The organism is Colwellia sp., from assembly GCF_013214175.1.
Lineage (GTDB): Bacteria > Pseudomonadota > Gammaproteobacteria > Enterobacterales > Alteromonadaceae > Colwellia.
This window is the reverse complement of record NZ_JABSPA010000010.1, coordinates 135,343-151,919: the sequence shown is the minus strand read 5'-3', so window position 1 is coordinate 151,919 and position 16,577 is coordinate 135,343. Positions and strand designations below refer to the sequence as shown.

14 protein-coding genes are annotated in these 16,577 nt (G+C 38.2%); 8 read left to right on the top strand and 6 right to left on the bottom strand.

All coding sequences use genetic code 11. The features are described 5' to 3' along the window. Nucleotides 1-617 precede the first annotated feature (617 nt). From purD to dusB, 5 genes are all read right to left on the bottom strand, one after another. A complete protein-coding gene (gene purD, locus HRT55_RS19325; protein ID WP_291623893.1) occupies nucleotides 618-1,913 on the bottom strand; it encodes a phosphoribosylamine--glycine ligase in 1,296 nt (431 codons plus the stop codon). A 38-nt stretch (nucleotides 1,914-1,951) separates the two neighbouring features. Further along, a complete protein-coding gene (locus tag HRT55_RS19320; protein WP_291623891.1) occupies nucleotides 1,952-2,803 on the bottom strand; it encodes a methyltransferase in 852 nt (283 codons plus the stop codon). Nucleotides 2,804-3,140: 337 nt separating this feature from the next. Beyond that, nucleotides 3,141-4,742, bottom strand: a complete 1,602-nt coding sequence (gene purH / locus HRT55_RS19315; protein ID WP_291623889.1) for a bifunctional phosphoribosylaminoimidazolecarboxamide formyltransferase/IMP cyclohydrolase — start codon at nucleotides 4,740-4,742, stop codon at nucleotides 3,141-3,143. A 460-nt stretch (nucleotides 4,743-5,202) separates the two neighbouring features. Next, nucleotides 5,203-5,490, bottom strand: a complete 288-nt coding sequence (fis, locus tag HRT55_RS19310) for a DNA-binding transcriptional regulator Fis (protein ID WP_019029596.1) — start codon at nucleotides 5,488-5,490, stop codon at nucleotides 5,203-5,205. Nucleotides 5,491-5,531: 41 nt separating this feature from the next. Beyond that, a complete protein-coding gene (gene dusB, locus HRT55_RS19305) occupies nucleotides 5,532-6,569 on the bottom strand; it encodes a tRNA dihydrouridine synthase DusB (protein ID WP_291623886.1) in 1,038 nt (345 codons plus the stop codon). A gap of 929 nt (nucleotides 6,570-7,498) precedes the next feature. On the opposite strand from dusB, the gene HRT55_RS19300 reads away from it, so the two are divergent. The 6 genes from HRT55_RS19300 to HRT55_RS19275 all read left to right on the top strand — a co-directional run bounded on the left by HRT55_RS19300 (nucleotide 7,499) and on the right by HRT55_RS19275 (nucleotide 13,634). After that, the gene (locus HRT55_RS19300; protein WP_291623884.1) at nucleotides 7,499-7,777 is read left to right on the top strand and encodes a hypothetical protein; all 279 of its coding nucleotides are present in this window, start codon (nucleotides 7,499-7,501) and stop codon (nucleotides 7,775-7,777) included. Nucleotides 7,778-7,822: 45 nt separating this feature from the next. Further along, nucleotides 7,823-9,682, top strand: a complete 1,860-nt coding sequence (locus tag HRT55_RS19295) for a GGDEF domain-containing protein (protein WP_291623882.1) — start codon at nucleotides 7,823-7,825, stop codon at nucleotides 9,680-9,682. A 123-nt stretch (nucleotides 9,683-9,805) separates the two neighbouring features. Beyond that, nucleotides 9,806-10,387: a GNAT family N-acetyltransferase gene (locus HRT55_RS19290; protein WP_291623880.1), complete on the top strand. Its 582-nt coding sequence runs from the start codon at nucleotides 9,806-9,808 to the stop codon at nucleotides 10,385-10,387. A 194-nt stretch (nucleotides 10,388-10,581) separates the two neighbouring features. Beyond that, nucleotides 10,582-11,403 (top strand): SAM-dependent methyltransferase, encoded by an 822-nt coding sequence (locus HRT55_RS19285; RefSeq protein WP_291623878.1) that lies wholly within the window; start codon nucleotides 10,582-10,584, stop codon nucleotides 11,401-11,403. Nucleotides 11,404-11,465: 62 nt separating this feature from the next. Further along, entirely contained in the window at nucleotides 11,466-11,720 is a 255-nt protein-coding gene (locus HRT55_RS19280) for a hypothetical protein (RefSeq protein ID WP_291623877.1), read from the top strand. A gap of 228 nt (nucleotides 11,721-11,948) precedes the next feature. Then, nucleotides 11,949-13,634 carry a GGDEF domain-containing protein gene (locus HRT55_RS19275; protein ID WP_291623875.1) on the top strand — a complete coding sequence of 562 codons (1,686 nt, stop codon included), beginning with the start codon at nucleotides 11,949-11,951 and terminating at the stop codon, nucleotides 13,632-13,634. A 210-nt stretch (nucleotides 13,635-13,844) separates the two neighbouring features. Here HRT55_RS19275 and prmA read toward each other — a convergent pair whose 3' ends face one another. Next, nucleotides 13,845-14,726: a 50S ribosomal protein L11 methyltransferase gene (gene prmA, locus HRT55_RS19270; RefSeq protein ID WP_291623874.1), complete on the bottom strand. Its 882-nt coding sequence runs from the start codon at nucleotides 14,724-14,726 to the stop codon at nucleotides 13,845-13,847. Nucleotides 14,727-14,897: 171 nt separating this feature from the next. On the opposite strand from prmA, the gene HRT55_RS19265 reads away from it, so the two are divergent. Further along, on the top strand, nucleotides 14,898-15,389 hold the full coding sequence (locus tag HRT55_RS19265; RefSeq protein WP_291623903.1) for a putative 4-hydroxy-4-methyl-2-oxoglutarate aldolase: 492 nt from the start codon (nucleotides 14,898-14,900) through the stop codon (nucleotides 15,387-15,389). A 150-nt stretch (nucleotides 15,390-15,539) separates the two neighbouring features. Next, nucleotides 15,540-16,505, top strand: a complete 966-nt coding sequence (locus HRT55_RS19260) for an NAD(P)-dependent oxidoreductase (RefSeq protein ID WP_291623872.1) — start codon at nucleotides 15,540-15,542, stop codon at nucleotides 16,503-16,505. The last annotated feature ends 72 nt before the right edge of the window (nucleotides 16,506-16,577 follow it).

Sequence of the window (16,577 nt, the reverse complement as noted above, 5' to 3'; positions counted from 1 at the left end):
TGTGAGTGCTCACACAAATTGCATGATAACTAATTGTTAAAGAATCTCACCTTGAAGAAGGTAAGGAGCAAATAATCGCATTCGTTATTTGCTTGGCTTCGTTGCTGTTGCTGCGAAGTAGGTGGCGTATAATACGCCACCTAGTTTTGATGTCAACGTTTATTTTAAATAACTTTAAAAGTAAACGTTAAGTTAGCTGATTACCCTTAAAAGTAATTAGATAACTTATCAAAACACTCCTTTGATGATTCAATTTGCGTGAACCCCTTGGAACTGGAGCGCATTATAGAGAGAGTTAATTTTTGATCAAGGGTTATTTTCACTTTCATGATTGATCGGATACTTAATGTACATATAGCTTTCTTATCGGTCTATAAAGCACGATCACATAGGATCCCTAGTCATTAAATTCACAACCCATATTTTTTATAAGGTTGTTAACCTACTACTTACTACTAATAAAGGTACAGATATGGCTCGGTAATAAGCTTACTTTCTTCTCAAAAACAAAAAAACCGACACTAAGGCCGGTTTTTTATAGTTAACAAGATGATCATAGGTTAATTAATAGCGAGATCACCGAGGTGATTTTTCTTATTTCCTAACCAAAATGATACTTAGCCGTTTTCTTGTTCACGTGCAATAGCTCGATAAGCGATATCAGTTCTAAACTCTACACCCTTCCAGCTAATTTGGTGCAATAGTTCATAGGCAGTGTGTTGAGCTTCAGTTACCGTATTTCCTAATGCAGTTGCACAAAGTACACGACCGCCGTTTGTAACAACCTCACCTTGCTCGTTTAACTTAGTACCTGCATGGAATGTTTTGGCTGATACATTGTTATTAGTCTCTAAACCTGAAATAACATCACCTTTAGGATAACTGGCTGGATAATTTTGTGCAGCAAGTACAACACCTACAGCTGCACGACTATCAAAGTTGATAGTTGCTTTATCTAACTCACCACGGGTAGCGGCTAAACATAACTCAACTAAGTCTGATTGTAAGCGCATCATGATAGGTTGCGTTTCAGGATCACCAAAACGACAGTTATACTCAATCACGTTCGGCGTACCGTCGCTTGCTATCATTAAGCCCGCATACAAGAAACCACTGTAAGGTGCATCTTCGTTAGCCATACCTTCAACCGTTGGCATAATAACTTCGGCCATAATACGGTCATGAATTTCAGGAGTTACTACTGCTGCTGGAGAATATGCTCCCATGCCGCCAGTGTTTGGACCTAAGTCACCATTTAAGGCACGTTTATGATCTTGGCTTGTTGCCATTGGTAACACGTTCTTACCATCAACCATTACGATGAAACTTGCTTCTTCACCTTCAAGAAACTCTTCAATCACTACGCGATGACCGGCATCACCAAAAGCATTACCCGCTAACATATCTGTAATCGCGTCTTCTGCTTCTTTAAGTGTAAGAGCAACAATAACGCCTTTTCCAGCTGCTAAGCCATCGGCTTTAACAACAATTGGTGCGCCCTGCTGACGAACATAAGCAAGTGCTGGTTCAACTTCAGTGAATTTTTCATAGCTGCCCGAAGGGATGTTATTACGTGCTAGAAAATCTTTAGTAAATGACTTTGAGCCTTCAAGCTGTGCTGCTTTAGCGCTTGGACCAAAAATAACTAAGCCTTGGGCTTGGAAAGCATCAACAACACCATCTACAAGTGGTTGTTCAGGACCAACAATAGTTAAAGCAACGTCTTCACTTTGAGCAAAAGCAACTAAGGCAGCATTGTCACTAATATCGATAGCAACATTTTCTAATTTTGCTTCGGTTGCTGTACCAGCATTACCTGGGGCAACAAACACTTTAGTAACCTGACTTGATTGAGCCGCTTTCCATGCTAGTGCATGTTCACGACCACCGCCGCCTATAACTAAGATTTTCATATGTTCTTCCTATATATTCTTAAACGCTAAACCAACACTTATTTGGCTGGTTTAACAAATTTTAATGTCATGCGATCGCTTTCGCCAATCGCTAAATATTTGGCTCTGTCTTTATCTTTCAATGCTAAGCTAGGCGGTAATGTCCATACTTTGTATTGTGCTAAATCTTTTGCATTAGCGTTAATGTCGCTCGAAGCTTCAAATCTAAAACCAGCGGCTTTAGCTTGTTTAATAGTATTACTTTCAGAAACATATCCTACAGCAATTTTAGCATCACCACCTGCTGGTAATCTATGTTCAACTACACCTAAAACACCACCTGGCTTAAGTGCATTAAAAGCATCTTTAAATACTTGCTCAACACCCGCGTCTTTCCAGTTATGAAGATTTCTGAAAGTAAGCACTAAATCAGCTGTACCTTGTGGTGCTAATTCACTTTCTTGACGTGGAGTGAAGTCGGTTAAAACCACTTCACTAAAAACTACATCTGAAGCAAGTTTTTTCACTAATTTTTTACGTGAATTACTATAGTAATCATCTGCACCCGTATCAGGGTAATGAGCACCATATAGTTTACCCGTACCTTTTAAAGCTGGTGCTAGTATTTCTGTATACCAACCGCCACCTGGGGTAATTTCTACTACAGTCATGCTAGGGGTAAAACCAAAAAAGTTTAACGTTTCAATAGGATGACGATATTGATCACGCGCTTTGTTTTTAGCAGTACGATGATCGCCTGCAACAGCGTTTGCAAGTGCTTTTGCTGAAGCGCTATTGGCATTAGTTTCATGAGCATGAGTGTCATGGGCCGTAGCTGATAAGCTTAATGCTCCACAGCTTAATGTTACTGCAATAGCGAGTGATTTAAGTGCGTTTGTTTTAATTGTCATAACTATTTTCCTTGTAAGATTTATTAGTATTTTATACCGATATTATTATGCTATCGGGTAAGCTATTAATTACCGGCAATATTTATAACAGATTTGAAACAAACAAGCAGTGTTGATTTTATTCCATACTAATTTTCATTGTAAGTAAATAAATCAACACTGCTTTAATAAGTACTGGGTACTCACTTGTCTTTAAAATCATTAAAGAACTTTTAATCCGATTAACGGAGAACCTTTAAGCTAGAGGATTCAAAATCAAACGATAAGCACGGAGCGTATGACTATACGTGAGTACTTATCGTGAAGAGTTTGTGTGCTCTAGCGACAAGGTTATTTGTTAATGGCGGAAGTGGCGCATACCTGTAAACACCATAGCGATGTTATGTTCGTCTGCTGCAGCAATAACTTCGTTATCACGCATAGAACCACCTGGCTGAATTACGGCAGTAATACCTGCTTCAGCCGCTGCATCTAAACCGTCACGGAATGGGAAGAATGCATCTGATGCCATTACAGAGCCTTTAACTTCTAGGTTTTCATCAGCAGCTTTAATACCAGCAACTTTCGCTGAGTATACGCGGCTCATTTGGCCTGCGCCGACACCAATAGTTGCACTATTTTTAACGTAAACAATAGCGTTAGATTTAACAAATTTTGCTACTTTCCAACAGAATTGTAAATCACGTAACTCATCTTCTGTAGGATGACGTTTAGTCACTACTTTTAAGTCGTCAGCTGTTACGCTACCGTGGTCAGTATCTTGTACTAATAAGCCACCATTAACGCGTTTAAAATCAAAACCAGTAGTTTTGCTATCCCACTGACCACATTCTAATAAACGTAGGTTAGGTTTAGCAGCAACAATTTGTGCTGCCGCAGCAGAAATGCTTGGTGCGATAATTACTTCAACGAATTGACGAGAAACAATGGCTTCAGCAGTATCTGCATCTAATTCGCGGTTAAACGCGATGATGCCACCAAATGCTGAAGTAGGGTCAGTTCTATATGCGCCTTCATAAGCTGCTAAAATATTATCGCCTATAGCAACACCACAAGGGTTAGCATGTTTAACGATTACACAAGCTGGTTCGTCAAATTCTTTAACACACTCTAACGCTGCATCAGTATCAGCGATGTTGTTATAAGATAATGCTTTGCCCTGTAATTGAGTCGCAGTAGAAACTGACGCTTCTTCTGGGTTCGCTTCTTTGTAAAAAGCCGCTTGTTGATGCGAGTTTTCACCGTAGCGTAAATCTTGAGTTTTAATAAACTGGCTATTAAAAGTACGTGGGAATTTAACTTTATTGTCAAAAGAGGCTTCTGACTCAGTTTCGCCATACGCTGGTAACATTTTACCAAAGTAGTTAGCGATCATACCGTCATAACTTGCCGTGTGCTCGTAAGCAGCAATCGCTAAGTCAAAACGTGTTTTATAAGTTAGTGAATCATTGTTGTTATCTAGTTCAGTTAAGACACGATCGTAATCATGTGCGTTAACAACAATAGTTACGTCTTTATGGTTCTTCGCGGCAGCGCGAACCATTGTTGGTCCACCGATATCAATATTTTCGATAGCATTTTCTAAAGAACAGTTTTCATCACTTACTGCATTAGCAAATGGGTACAAGTTAACCACAACCATATCAATTGCACTGATATTGTTTTCTACCATTACCGCTTCATCAATACCACGACGCGCTAAGATGCCGCCATGTACTTTAGGGTGTAATGTTTTAACACGACCATCCATAATTTCTGGGTGACCGGTGTAGTCAGACACCTCAGTTACTTTAATGCCGTTTTCAGCTAATAATTTTGCTGTACCACCAGTAGAAAGAAGATCAACACCTTTCTCACTTAAGCGACGAGCAAATTCAACAATTCCTGATTTATCTGAAACACTTAATAGTGCGCGTTTAATTGGACGTGGAGTATCCATCTGTTTATTTACCTTTTAGTTGTAACTTACTGCTAACTTAGTGCCGACATGCCGCTAACTTGCGAGGTTACATGGTTATTTAAAATGATTTAGCGTGCTTAATACCAATCCGAATAAGGAGAGTACTCGCTTAGCGAGAAATTAAAGGCTTATTAGGCAAGATATTGATTGCGGCTAATGGTTGTTCAGGAGAATATGCTCCTGCATTCTCTATTAAGCTGCGTCCATGCAGCGTCCTTAGCAAAATCAATAACGCAGTATATAAGCCTTTAAAACTCGCCCTTGGGAATGCATGGGACAACTTGATAACTTCACATAATGAATTAAATATAGAATAACTATACCTATATTCATTTTGCTTGTTCTAATGTCGCCCATGTCATTCTAAGTGATTACTCCTTTATTCGGAGTGGTATAAATACAAAAAGCACCCGAGGGTGCTTTTCATTAAAATTCGATATTAGTTCATACCGTATTTTTTAAGTTTCTTACGTAACGTACCGCGGTTGATGCCTAGTAAGTTAGCAGCGCGTGTTTGGTTACCGCGAGTGTACATCATAACTTCTTCTAACATTGGCGCTTCAATTTCGCTCAATACAAGGTCATACATATCATCAACATCGTTACCATTTAATTGTGATAAGTAGTTGCTAATTGCGATTTTAGCTTGGCTACGTAATGGAGACGTTTTAGTTTGTGTTTGAATATCGCCAGTGATAAATGGAGACGAAATATTTTGTTCGAACATATGATATAACTCTTTCTTTTGTTAATAAAATAAAAATAAAACTACGACAACTTGTACTGCTCCCTAGAAGGAGCAGTAACAAAATCATCAAAAAATTTGCCTAACGTCGCCAATTGTTCATCGGTAGACGCTAAAGCATTAAAAATAGCTCTAAACGCTTTGCCTTGGTCAGTATTAAACGCTGTGCTGAAACCATCGGAGGTCTCAACCAGATTATGTATATACCAAGAGACGTGTTTTCTGGCGATCATCACACCTTTGAAATCACCGTAAAACTGATGTAACTCCATAACGTGAGCCAATACTATTGAACGTACTTCGTCCAATGCAGGTGCTAACATTTTATTGCCCGTTGCCAAGAAATGATTAATTTCTCGAAAAATCCACGGACGACCCTGTGCACCACGACCAATCATTATGGCATCGGCACCCGTATGGTTTAAAACCAGTAGCGCCTTTTCAGGTGAAGTAATATCACCATTTGCCACTACCGGAATTGAAATAGCCGCTTTTATTGCTTTAATGGTGTCGTATTCCGCATTGCCTTTATAAAAGTCATTACGGGTACGGCCATGCACTGCGAGTGAAACAATACCGCTGTCTTCAGCAATTCTAGCTATTTCAATACCATTACGAGACTCTTCACACCATCCTGTGCGAATTTTTAGCGTAACCGGAATATCTACAGCTTTTACTACAGCCTGAACAATACGCTCAACCTGAGCTGGATCTCTTAACAAAGCAGAACCCGCTAATTTCTTATTTACCTTTTTTGCTGGGCAGCCCATATTGATATCAATAATTTGTGCACCGTTATCAGCATTTACCTTGGCGGCAAAAGCTAATTCATCAGGACAACTTCCGGCAATTTGTACACTGCGGATTCCTGCGGCATCACTATGCAACATTCTTAATTTAGACTTTTCGGTATGCCACACTTTCGGATTTGACGAAAGCATTTCAGAAACCGCTAAACCCGCACCCAATTGACAACATAATTGTCTAAAAGGTTGATCGGTTATTCCTGCCATAGGAGCAAGTATTACCTGAGAATTAAGTTGATATGTGCCTATTTTCATACTGCTGTTTTTTTGAGCTACCTTACAAAAGGGCGCTAAGTTTACACGTCTTTTTTTCAATTGAAAAGCATAGAATTTAAACAATATTTGCTTTTTTTCACCTTTTTGATATTGACATTTATTAAAGCATTAATGTGAGCGCAAATTGTACAGTTTACTAACAAATTTGTTGACAAATACCACAAAAAAAGACAAAGCCAAATATGGCGCAAACTTAGTTCGAATCACGCCTGCAAGTGTGGCAGCGTAAAATAACACCACTCGACTAAACGAATAGCTAAGCCAATAATAATTCTAAATATAATGCCAGAGACCATGACTACACTTTTAACAAGGCCGATGACTAATGTATTTGGCGGAGGCCATTACGGTGCTACCTTGCACCTTAGCAGTGAAAAATAGCCAGTAAATCGACTACTCGATATAAGTATCAGTACCAAGGGGTAAAAATTCAGCCTACCAAGCAAACCTTGATAAAAAGTTAACGGCTAGCAGTGCAATTGAAGAAGTTAATTACTGTGTAAGTGGCCGAAATGGCCTGGTGATTTATACCAGTATCAATATCATGGACATTGTCATGAACCTGAACACCCACAAAGTATCGCGAAAGTCTGAATATTATTGGTTTATCGTTGTTAAATAATTATTACCTGGTGTTTGATCGTTCAGCTGATAACACTGGCATAATTATGTTTGCCCAACAGCAATAGAAAAATGGATTAATCATATTTATGCCTTTGCAGTTAAAGTAATTACGTTTGTTGCCGATTAATCATTGTTAGTAAAAACAAGATGATAATATCAAGGTTAGCCATTGCCCTCTTCCCCTTAAACCTGTTAATTTAGCAACTAAGGAGAGGTTGAAAATAGTTAACTTTGTTAACCCGCATCTTAAACGCGTTTCAAAATAATAAAATGGAGTAAGTAGTATGAGTAAGGTAATAAACGTATTAGCGACTATGGCTAGTAACCCAAGCTTAGTAAGTAATAAAGAAATAACGGCACTATTAGCAAACGCAGATATTTCAAATGAGCAAAAAAAAGCCATATTAGCGCAGGATAGTGAGCGTCTAGCTGATACTATTGCTGACTTCCCTATATCTATGTGTTCAGTTATTTTCCCTGCAGAAGATGAAGAGCAGGAAGGCCAAGAAGAAAACAAAGATGAAACCACTGAAAAGACTTTAGCCTACGCAATTAATAGCTAATAAAGTTAAAGTGAAAAATTAGCCAACTAAAGGAATAGTGCTGCTGTGAATTCAAATTTTGTTGAAAGTAAAAAATATAAGCGACTTCACATTAAAGGAGTACTATTTTTATGGCTAATCTCTTGCTGCAATTTAGCTAATGGCCAACAAGAAAACTCTAAACCTTTAGTAGAATCTCTCCCCCCTGCGCTTACAAGCCTAAACAATATTTCAGCGACACTTAAGTTTGCTGATGAAATAAGACGTTTTCAACCATTAAAATTCCAGCAATTAATGCAAAACCTGGCTATAAAGCATGATTTTACTAAGGAGCAACAACACTTATTTAATTTTTTACTAGGCTATGAACATGCCTACAATGGCCAATTTGATAACGCAGTAAAGCAATTTAAAAATATCCTAGCATCTGATGCTGATAAGCTAATTAAGTTTCGTGCTAGTTATACCTTGATTCATGTCTATGCTAGGAAAAACATGTGGTTTGAAGGGCTGTCGCTTGTTGCCGCTAATATTAAATCAGCGGCATCAATAAAAGATAAACATCATTATCAAGCACATTTAATTGCAATAATCACTTTTTATAAAAAAATGAAGCAATATGAACTATCCATGTATTATATCAGAGAGTTGTCAGCGCTAGCTCTCCCACCAAAAGCGGACTGCCTTGCAAAACAATTAGCCATTGAGGCAAATTTTCATTTAAATAAACTGAGCAGTAGCGATCCAGCGATATATTCCGCACTCAATAGCTGTGAGCAGGCTAATTATAATATGGTCATTAGCATTATTCGCATTTATCAAGCAAGAGCTTACTTAGCTGAACGAAATCTAAATGGTGCGTTCGAAAGCCTATTACCTTATATAGAAACGATAAACAGCACTCATTACCCTGAATTAATTACTGGAATGAACAATATTTTGGCGCAAGCTTATTGGCAAGCTAATGATATTAGCAACAGTAAACATTATGCAGAAGAAGCCCTGTTAACCAATAAAAATAACAGTAATATTAATCAAGCGGCTAAAGCATACAAATCGCTCTATCAAATAGCCAAAATAGAAAATATTCCAACCTTAGCGCTGGAATATCACGAACAATATACTGAATTAGAAAGACTGTATTCAGATGACATCAAGACAAAGCACTTAGCTTTCCAGTTAGCTAAAAATAAGAACCTGGTGCAACAGAATAAAATTGATTTATTGAATGAGAAAAATAATGTACTTGCTGCTGAACAAGCTTTAGTTGCCACAAAAGTCACCAATAGACATTTAGTCTTGGTTTTATTAACTTTTATTATTGTATCGTTAACCCTGTTTGGCCTACGTCTGTGGCGTACTCATAAGCGGGTAAAAGAGCTGGCGGAATATGATGCGTTAACGGGTATTTTTAATCGTGGTCATTTTACTCAGGTAACCAATAGCGCATTAAAGTATTGTAAAAATGCTCAACAAGAATTGAGTTTGATCATGTTCGATTTAGATCACTTCAAAAAAGTTAACGATTGTTATGGTCATGCTTGTGGTGACTGGGCGTTAAAAGAAACCATTAAAGTTTGTAAAGACATTGGTCGTAAAAATGATATTTTTGCTCGTTTAGGTGGTGAAGAGTTTTGTTTGGTATTACCGAGTTGTAGTATCGATGCTGCTATGTTGCGCGCTGAAGCATGCCGCGCGGCAATTGAAGAGATAATTACCGAGGAGTCAGGCTGTGAATTTTCAATTACCGCCAGCTTTGGCGTAACCGATGTAAAACGTTCAGGCTTTGATTTAGAAAAATTACTGGCTGATGCCGACTTTGCCGCTTATGCCTCTAAAAACAATGGTCGTAATAGAGTCACTCTTTTTGAGGTGCCGACAAATGATGCCGAAGAAAAATTAGATAGCTCATGGGGCTATAGCTAAACAACTAACAACTAACAACTAACAACTAACAACTAACAACTAACAACTAACAACTAACAACTAACTTATTCTCACCACAATCAACTTTAGCAATTTCAGCCATTTTATTTATTAAGAATTTTCATGCATAGTTTTACCACAGAGCGATTATTAATAAGACCCTTAATAATCACAGATGAAGACTTTTATTGTTATCAATATACCGACAGTAAAATGATGCGAGTTGTGGGCGAGCCACTGACAAAAGCACAAGCAAGTGCGGCTTTTCACCGTGCTTTCAAAGCGAATGCAAGTACAAAAAACATTGTCCGCACTTGGGCAATTGTTAATAAAGTAAGCAATGAAATTATAGGTACACAAGCACTTTCTTGGTTAGCTGCAAAACAAGCAACGAAACCAAGTAACCACCCGATAACACAAGTTGAAATTGGCATTATGTTAGCGACAAAGGCCAATGGTAAACTGTTACCTGAAGAAGCCGTATCTGCCCTAATGGAGCACGGATTTAAACAACTAAACATTGATAGAATCAATGCCTTTTATGCCAATATTAATCGTGCCACGAAGCGTATCCTGAAAAAGATTGGTTATATTTTTGAAGCTGAGCTGCAAGATAATGACAGCGGCAATGGTTATCAGTATTTTGATCAAGGCCTGTGGCAAAGTAATATTATTACGCATACATTCGTCGCTATAACCACTTAAGAGATGGTAATGCCTTTAGTAGATATTACAGAGAAAACAAGTCGCTTGAATCAATAAAGTCACATACTGATTGCTCCCTATGCTTGCTTCTGGTAATTTAGTAACAAAATATAAACAACTGTACAGTTTAGCTTTTAGTCGCTCTCACACAGTTGTTACTCCCCGTTTAAAAATAAGAATAAAAGGATTTTATCATGTCAGGTAGTTTAGTCTGTGTAGGTACTGGCATGACTTTAGGGGCTCATATTAGCCCTATCGCTAAAAGTCATATCGAACAAGCTGACATAGTATTCTCACTCATGGCTAATGGTTTTGCCCAAAAGTGGCTCGAAGAAATGAATACGGATGTCCGCTGTCTGCAAAAATTTTACCTAGAAGGTAAAAACCGCAATATCACCTATAACGAAATGGTTGAGGCTATTTTAAGCCAAGTGCGTGTTGGTAAAAAAGTTGTTGCCGCCTTTTATGGCCATCCCGGTGTATTTGCCTGTGTTAGCCATAGGGCCATCAAAAAAGCCAAGTTAGAAGAACTACCTGCGACCATGGAACCTGGCATTTCTGCTGAAGATTGTCTTTATGCTGATTTAGGCATAGATCCTGGAAAGACAGGTTGCATGCACTACGAAACCAGTCAGTTTATGTTTTATAAACGTAACATTGACACCTCTGCGCATTTGATTTTATGGCAAGTCGCCCTTGCTGGCGATAAGTCTTTAGGTAAGTTCTCTACGGGAAAAGCATATCGTCAGGTATTAGTTGATCTACTGCTTGAGCATTATCCCCGTGATCACCAAGTAATTTTATATCAAGCAAAGGGCATTGCTATTGAGCCGATGCGCGATGATAAAATCGCTTTAACCGACCTTGTTGATGCTGAGTTACTGATGCAAACCACTTTGGTTATTCCACCGTGCGGCAAAATGCAGCCTAACGAGGCAATACTCGAAAAATTAGCCGCAATAGATAAAAAAGAAGATCGTATCAAAAACGGTCCCGCATTAACCCTCGTTTTGTAGCGTAAATTTTTACCGTCAGAGCAAAATTTAAAAACCTCAAATATCACAATGGAGCATGTAGTATGAGTAAAGTAATAGAAGTATTAATGGAAATGGCCAGCAACGCAGAAATGGGTAACAAACAATCTCTCGATGCTATGCTAGCTAGCGCCAATATTACAGAGGCTCAAGAACTTGCGCTGAAAACTAACGATATTGATAGCTTAAAAGAGACTATTCATGATTTACCGCAGATTAAGTGTATTCCAATTTTACTTCCTGAAGACAACTATGAAGAAATAACTATTGTAGTAAATTCAGAAGTTGCTAACTTTTAACCCAAACTTAACAAAAACCCAATGACTAATAACTGCATTTTAACGGAACTAAAATCAAATCGTCGCCTCAAGGTGTGGTTATTATTTACTTTGCTTTTAATAAGTATATTTATTGTAATAGTAACAACTGCAACTCAAGCACTTGCAAGCACAGTGTTGCTTTCAAATGAAAAACTAACAGAAAAAAGCCAAAGGATTAGTTTCACAGAAGTCGCTAGTAAACTTATATTGGCTGATCAAAAAAGACTGGCTGATCCCAAGTTATTTAAAAAATTATTAACTGAGTTAAAAACTACGAAAAATAGTTTTACTGCTGAACAAAGGTATTTTTATCAATTTCTGCGTGGTTATTTAGCTGCTTATCAGGGTAGATATGATAAAGCAGATAATATATTAACAAAAATTATAAACTCTTCGGCTAACACACTCATTAAATTTAGAGCGAATTACACCTTAATTAATATTTCTGCTGCAAAAAAGGAATGGTCAGATGGCTTAAGACACATTAGCTACAACACTAAAATGCTGCCAAGCATAAAAAATAAAGAGCATTATCAACAAAGTATTCTAACCTCCATCATTTTCTACAACCAGCTACAACAATATGATTTAGTCCTTAAACATATAGATTTAATAAAGCGGCAAACACTACCTGAAAAACACAATTGTTTATTAGAGCAACTTTCACTGGAAGCAAAGCTAAATTTACACTATATAAAACCTGATGATTCAAGTATTGATGATGGTTTAGGTGTTTGTATCAAAGCAGATAATAAAATCAGTACTAATATCATTCGCGTATATAGAGCAAAACTCTATTTAAAAATACAACAGCCAGAAAAAGCACTTGCTGAAATTTTACCGCATTATAACGAAGTCAAAAATACACTTTTCCCCATGCTTATTGTCGGAGTGAATAACGCTTTAGCCGAAAGTTACTTTCAGCTAAAGAACATCGAAGTAGCAAAAGATTATGCCTTAGCTGCACTGAATGTTAAGAAATATACTCCAGTTCTTCAACAAGATAGCGATACCTATAAATTACTTTACCAAATAGCCAAGCAACAAAAGGATATTGACTTAGCTTTAACTTATCATGAAACATACAGTACCTTAGAAAGGTTTCACCTTGAAAGTGAAAAAGCCAAACATGTGGCTTTTCAGCTAACTAAACTTAATGCTTTTGAAAATGAAAACCAAATAAGATTACTCAATGAAGAAAATGATTTTTTGGCTGCTGAGCAAATATTAGCCAAGAGCAAGGTAGCCAATATTCAACTGATTATTACTGCGATGACTTTAATTATCATCATGCTAGCTATTGGGGGAAGCCGTTTATGGCAATCTCATAAGCGGGTTAAAGTACTATCTGAATATGATGAATTAACGGCAATTTATAACCGTAGGCACTTTAATCATGTTGCGGTGAATGCATTAAAATATTGTCAAAATTCTCAACAAGAGTTGAGCTTAATTATGTTCGATTTAGACCATTTTAAAAAAATTAATGATAACTTTGGTCATATGTGTGGTGACTGGGCATTAAAAGAAACCATTAGAGTATGCAAAAAAATAGGTAGAAAAAATGACATTTTTGCTCGTTTAGGCGGAGAAGAGTTTTGTATTTTATTACCAAGTTGCAATATTGAAGCTGCGGTGCTGCGTGCCGAAGCTTGTAGAGCTGCCATTGAAAACACTATTACCGAAGACTCTGGTAATGATTTTACCATTACCGCCAGCTTTGGTGTTACCGACGTAAAACGATCGGGCTTTGATTTAGAAAAATTATTAGCTGATGCCGATTTTGCTACTTATGACTCTAAACACTCAGGTCGTAATAGAGTCACTGTATATGAACCCGAAACGCCAGAGACAAGTGTATCGTTAGCTAGTACATTGAGTATTGCTTCTTAAGCTAAAATATCGCTCGAGAGCAAGAGAATAAAAAGCTGGATCCCCGACAATACACCTCGGGGATGACACTGAGAAATAACATTTTGGGAATGACAAGGTTTAGCTTGGAATAATCCCCGAAAGAAGTGCCGTGGGGATGACAAGGTGTGATTTGTGAGTGTGCCTCCCAATGACTTTGTCATCGGGGAGGTATCTAAATAGCTTTATTGCTTACTTACGTTGTCCGTTTAAGCGAACCCATTCTTCTTGAACGCTAATTGGCGCCATATCACACCACTGGCCGTAAATTTCTTGTAGTGTTTGTGCTTGCTCTTCTAATATCCCTGATAACGCTAATAAACCTTTATCACCAACAAATTCAATGATAGTAGGTGCTAACTCGCGTAATGGTCCAGCGAGTATATTTGCCACGACAACGTCGGCTTTAAATTCAGGCTGATCTTTAGGTAAGTATAATTCAAGTCTATCGGAAACATTGTTACGTTCAGCATTAGCAAGACTTGCTTGCAGTGCTTGCGGGTCGATATCAATACCAATAACTTTCTTGGCACCTAACTTAAGGGCCGCCAGCGATAAAATACCTGAACCACAACCAAAATCAACCACGGTTTTACCTTGTAGATCTAAGCCGTCTAACCAAGTTAAACATAATGCCGTTGTTGGGTGTGTACCTGTACCAAACGCTAGGCCAGGATCTAACATAACATTTACCGCGTCAGAGTCTGGCACATCGCGCCAGCTAGGACAAATCCAAAGGCGTTCACCAAACTTCATCGGGTGAAAGTTGTCCATCCACTCACGCTCCCAGTCTTTGTCTTCTAATTGCTCAAGCTTGTAGCGCATTTGCTCTTTATCAGGGTGAATACCTTGTAAATAACTAATGACTTTATCCATATCATCGCTTGCTTCAAATAAGCCCATGACCACAGTATTAGACCAGTAAATAACCTCATCACCGGGTAGTGGTTCATATATGGGAGTGTCTTTTGCATCGAGAAAAGTAACGGCTTGTGAGCCACAGGCTGTGAGCCAGTCGCTATATTTTTCGGCGTTATCTTCGTTGGCACTTAATCTGAGTTGTATCCAAGGCATCTGATGTTCTCTACTGGTGTTTGGTGTTTGCTGCTACTTGTTATCGTTGTCTTTGTCGTTAGTGCAAAGAGCCGATGGAATTGGCAAATAGTAGCCATAAATAAGCTTGATGCTAGTTTACCATTCATTACTGCTAGAGTAGGCATAAATAATGATAAAACGGAAATTACCATGCTGGATTTACTGCCTGATCTATTTGATCAATACCCCGAAAAACTTACCCTCGCGCAACTGCCCTTTAATGATTACGGTAAAGAAATTATATTTTCTGGTGAGATAGTCACCGTTGCTTGCTTTGAAGATAATTCAAAAGTGAAAGAGCTATTGGCTACTGATGGTACCGGTAAAGTTCTAGTTGTTGATGGCAAAGGCAGTATGAACCGTGCGCTATTAGGCGATATGATTGCAGAGAATGCGGTTAAAAATAATTGGCAGGCAGTGGTGATAAATGGCTGTATTCGTGATGCGGGCACTATTGGCATTTTAGATATTGCAGTAAAAGCCCTTGGTTGTAATCCAATAAAAACAGAGAAGTTAGGTGTCGGTGACATTAACTTAACGGTTAACTTTGCTGGTATTGAGTTTACTCCTGGTCAGTATATTTATGGTGATGGCAATGGGTTAGCAGTAAGCCAGACGAAGTTAACCATAACTGAGCTATAGCCTAACTATTATCAAATTACTGCCGAATTAATGCTACTTGCTGCCTAGTTATAAACAATGAAAGCATCAAGTTAATACAGATTAAGGTTTTCTACTTATTGCTATGTTAATGTGGGCATATAAAGATAAGTAAGTAGAGTTGGCTTGTAGATGAAGTATTTCCCCGTTTTTCTTGATGGCAGTAAAATTAATGCCATGGTGGTTGGTGGTGGCGATGTCGCCGCCCGTAAAATTGAATTACTGTTAAAAACCACCACAAAAATCACCATAATGTCAGCAAGCGTAACTGAAGGTGTTGAACGATTGATTAATCAACATCAACTCAGCTGGCTAAAGCATAACTACAAAGCTGGTTTGTTAGATAAGATTACCTTAGTGATTGCTGCAACTGATAATAAAACAGTAAATGAGAGCATTTATCATGAAGCGGTGAAGTTTAACATTCTTGTCAATGTGGTTGATCAACCGGCCCTTTGTACTTATATCACGCCAGCCATTATTGATCGTTCACCTATGATTATTGCTTTATCAAGCTCAGGCAGTGCGCCCATACTTATTCGCATGTTACGAGAACAAATTGAGAAAATTTTACCGCAAGGTTACGGCCGCTTGGCAGAATTCTCATTAAAATTTCGCGACCATGTTAAAGCACGCATCAAAGGTATACGCAATCGTCGTACCTTCTGGGAGAACACACTGCGTGGCTCAATAGGTCAATCATTGCTCGATGGTAAACAACAAGAAGCCGAACAACAATTAATTGTTAGCTTGAAAGAAAAAATTGCACTACCTAAGGGTGAGATTATATTTATTCAAACCCTAACAGGTAATCCTGACAACTTAACCTTAAACGCTCATCGCGCTTTACAGTTTGCTGATGCTGTTTTTTATGATGAAGCAGTAAATATAGAATTAATTGAATATGTTCGCCGTGATGCAGCAAAATATCCGCAGAGTATCAGTTCTACTATCCTACTAAATCACCAACATGCGCTAGAGCTTGCCCAGAAAGGCCAACAGGTTATTTACTTACTGGCCGGTAATGAAGAACTACCAAGTAATGCGGCATTAATTGCAAGCGACATTAGCACTAAAATCATCACTAGCGGCAGCTAGGTGCATAGAAATCTGGCTTCGCAGCGTATATTTGTACAAAAGTACTGTCAGAGTTTTTTACAGTCTGAATAA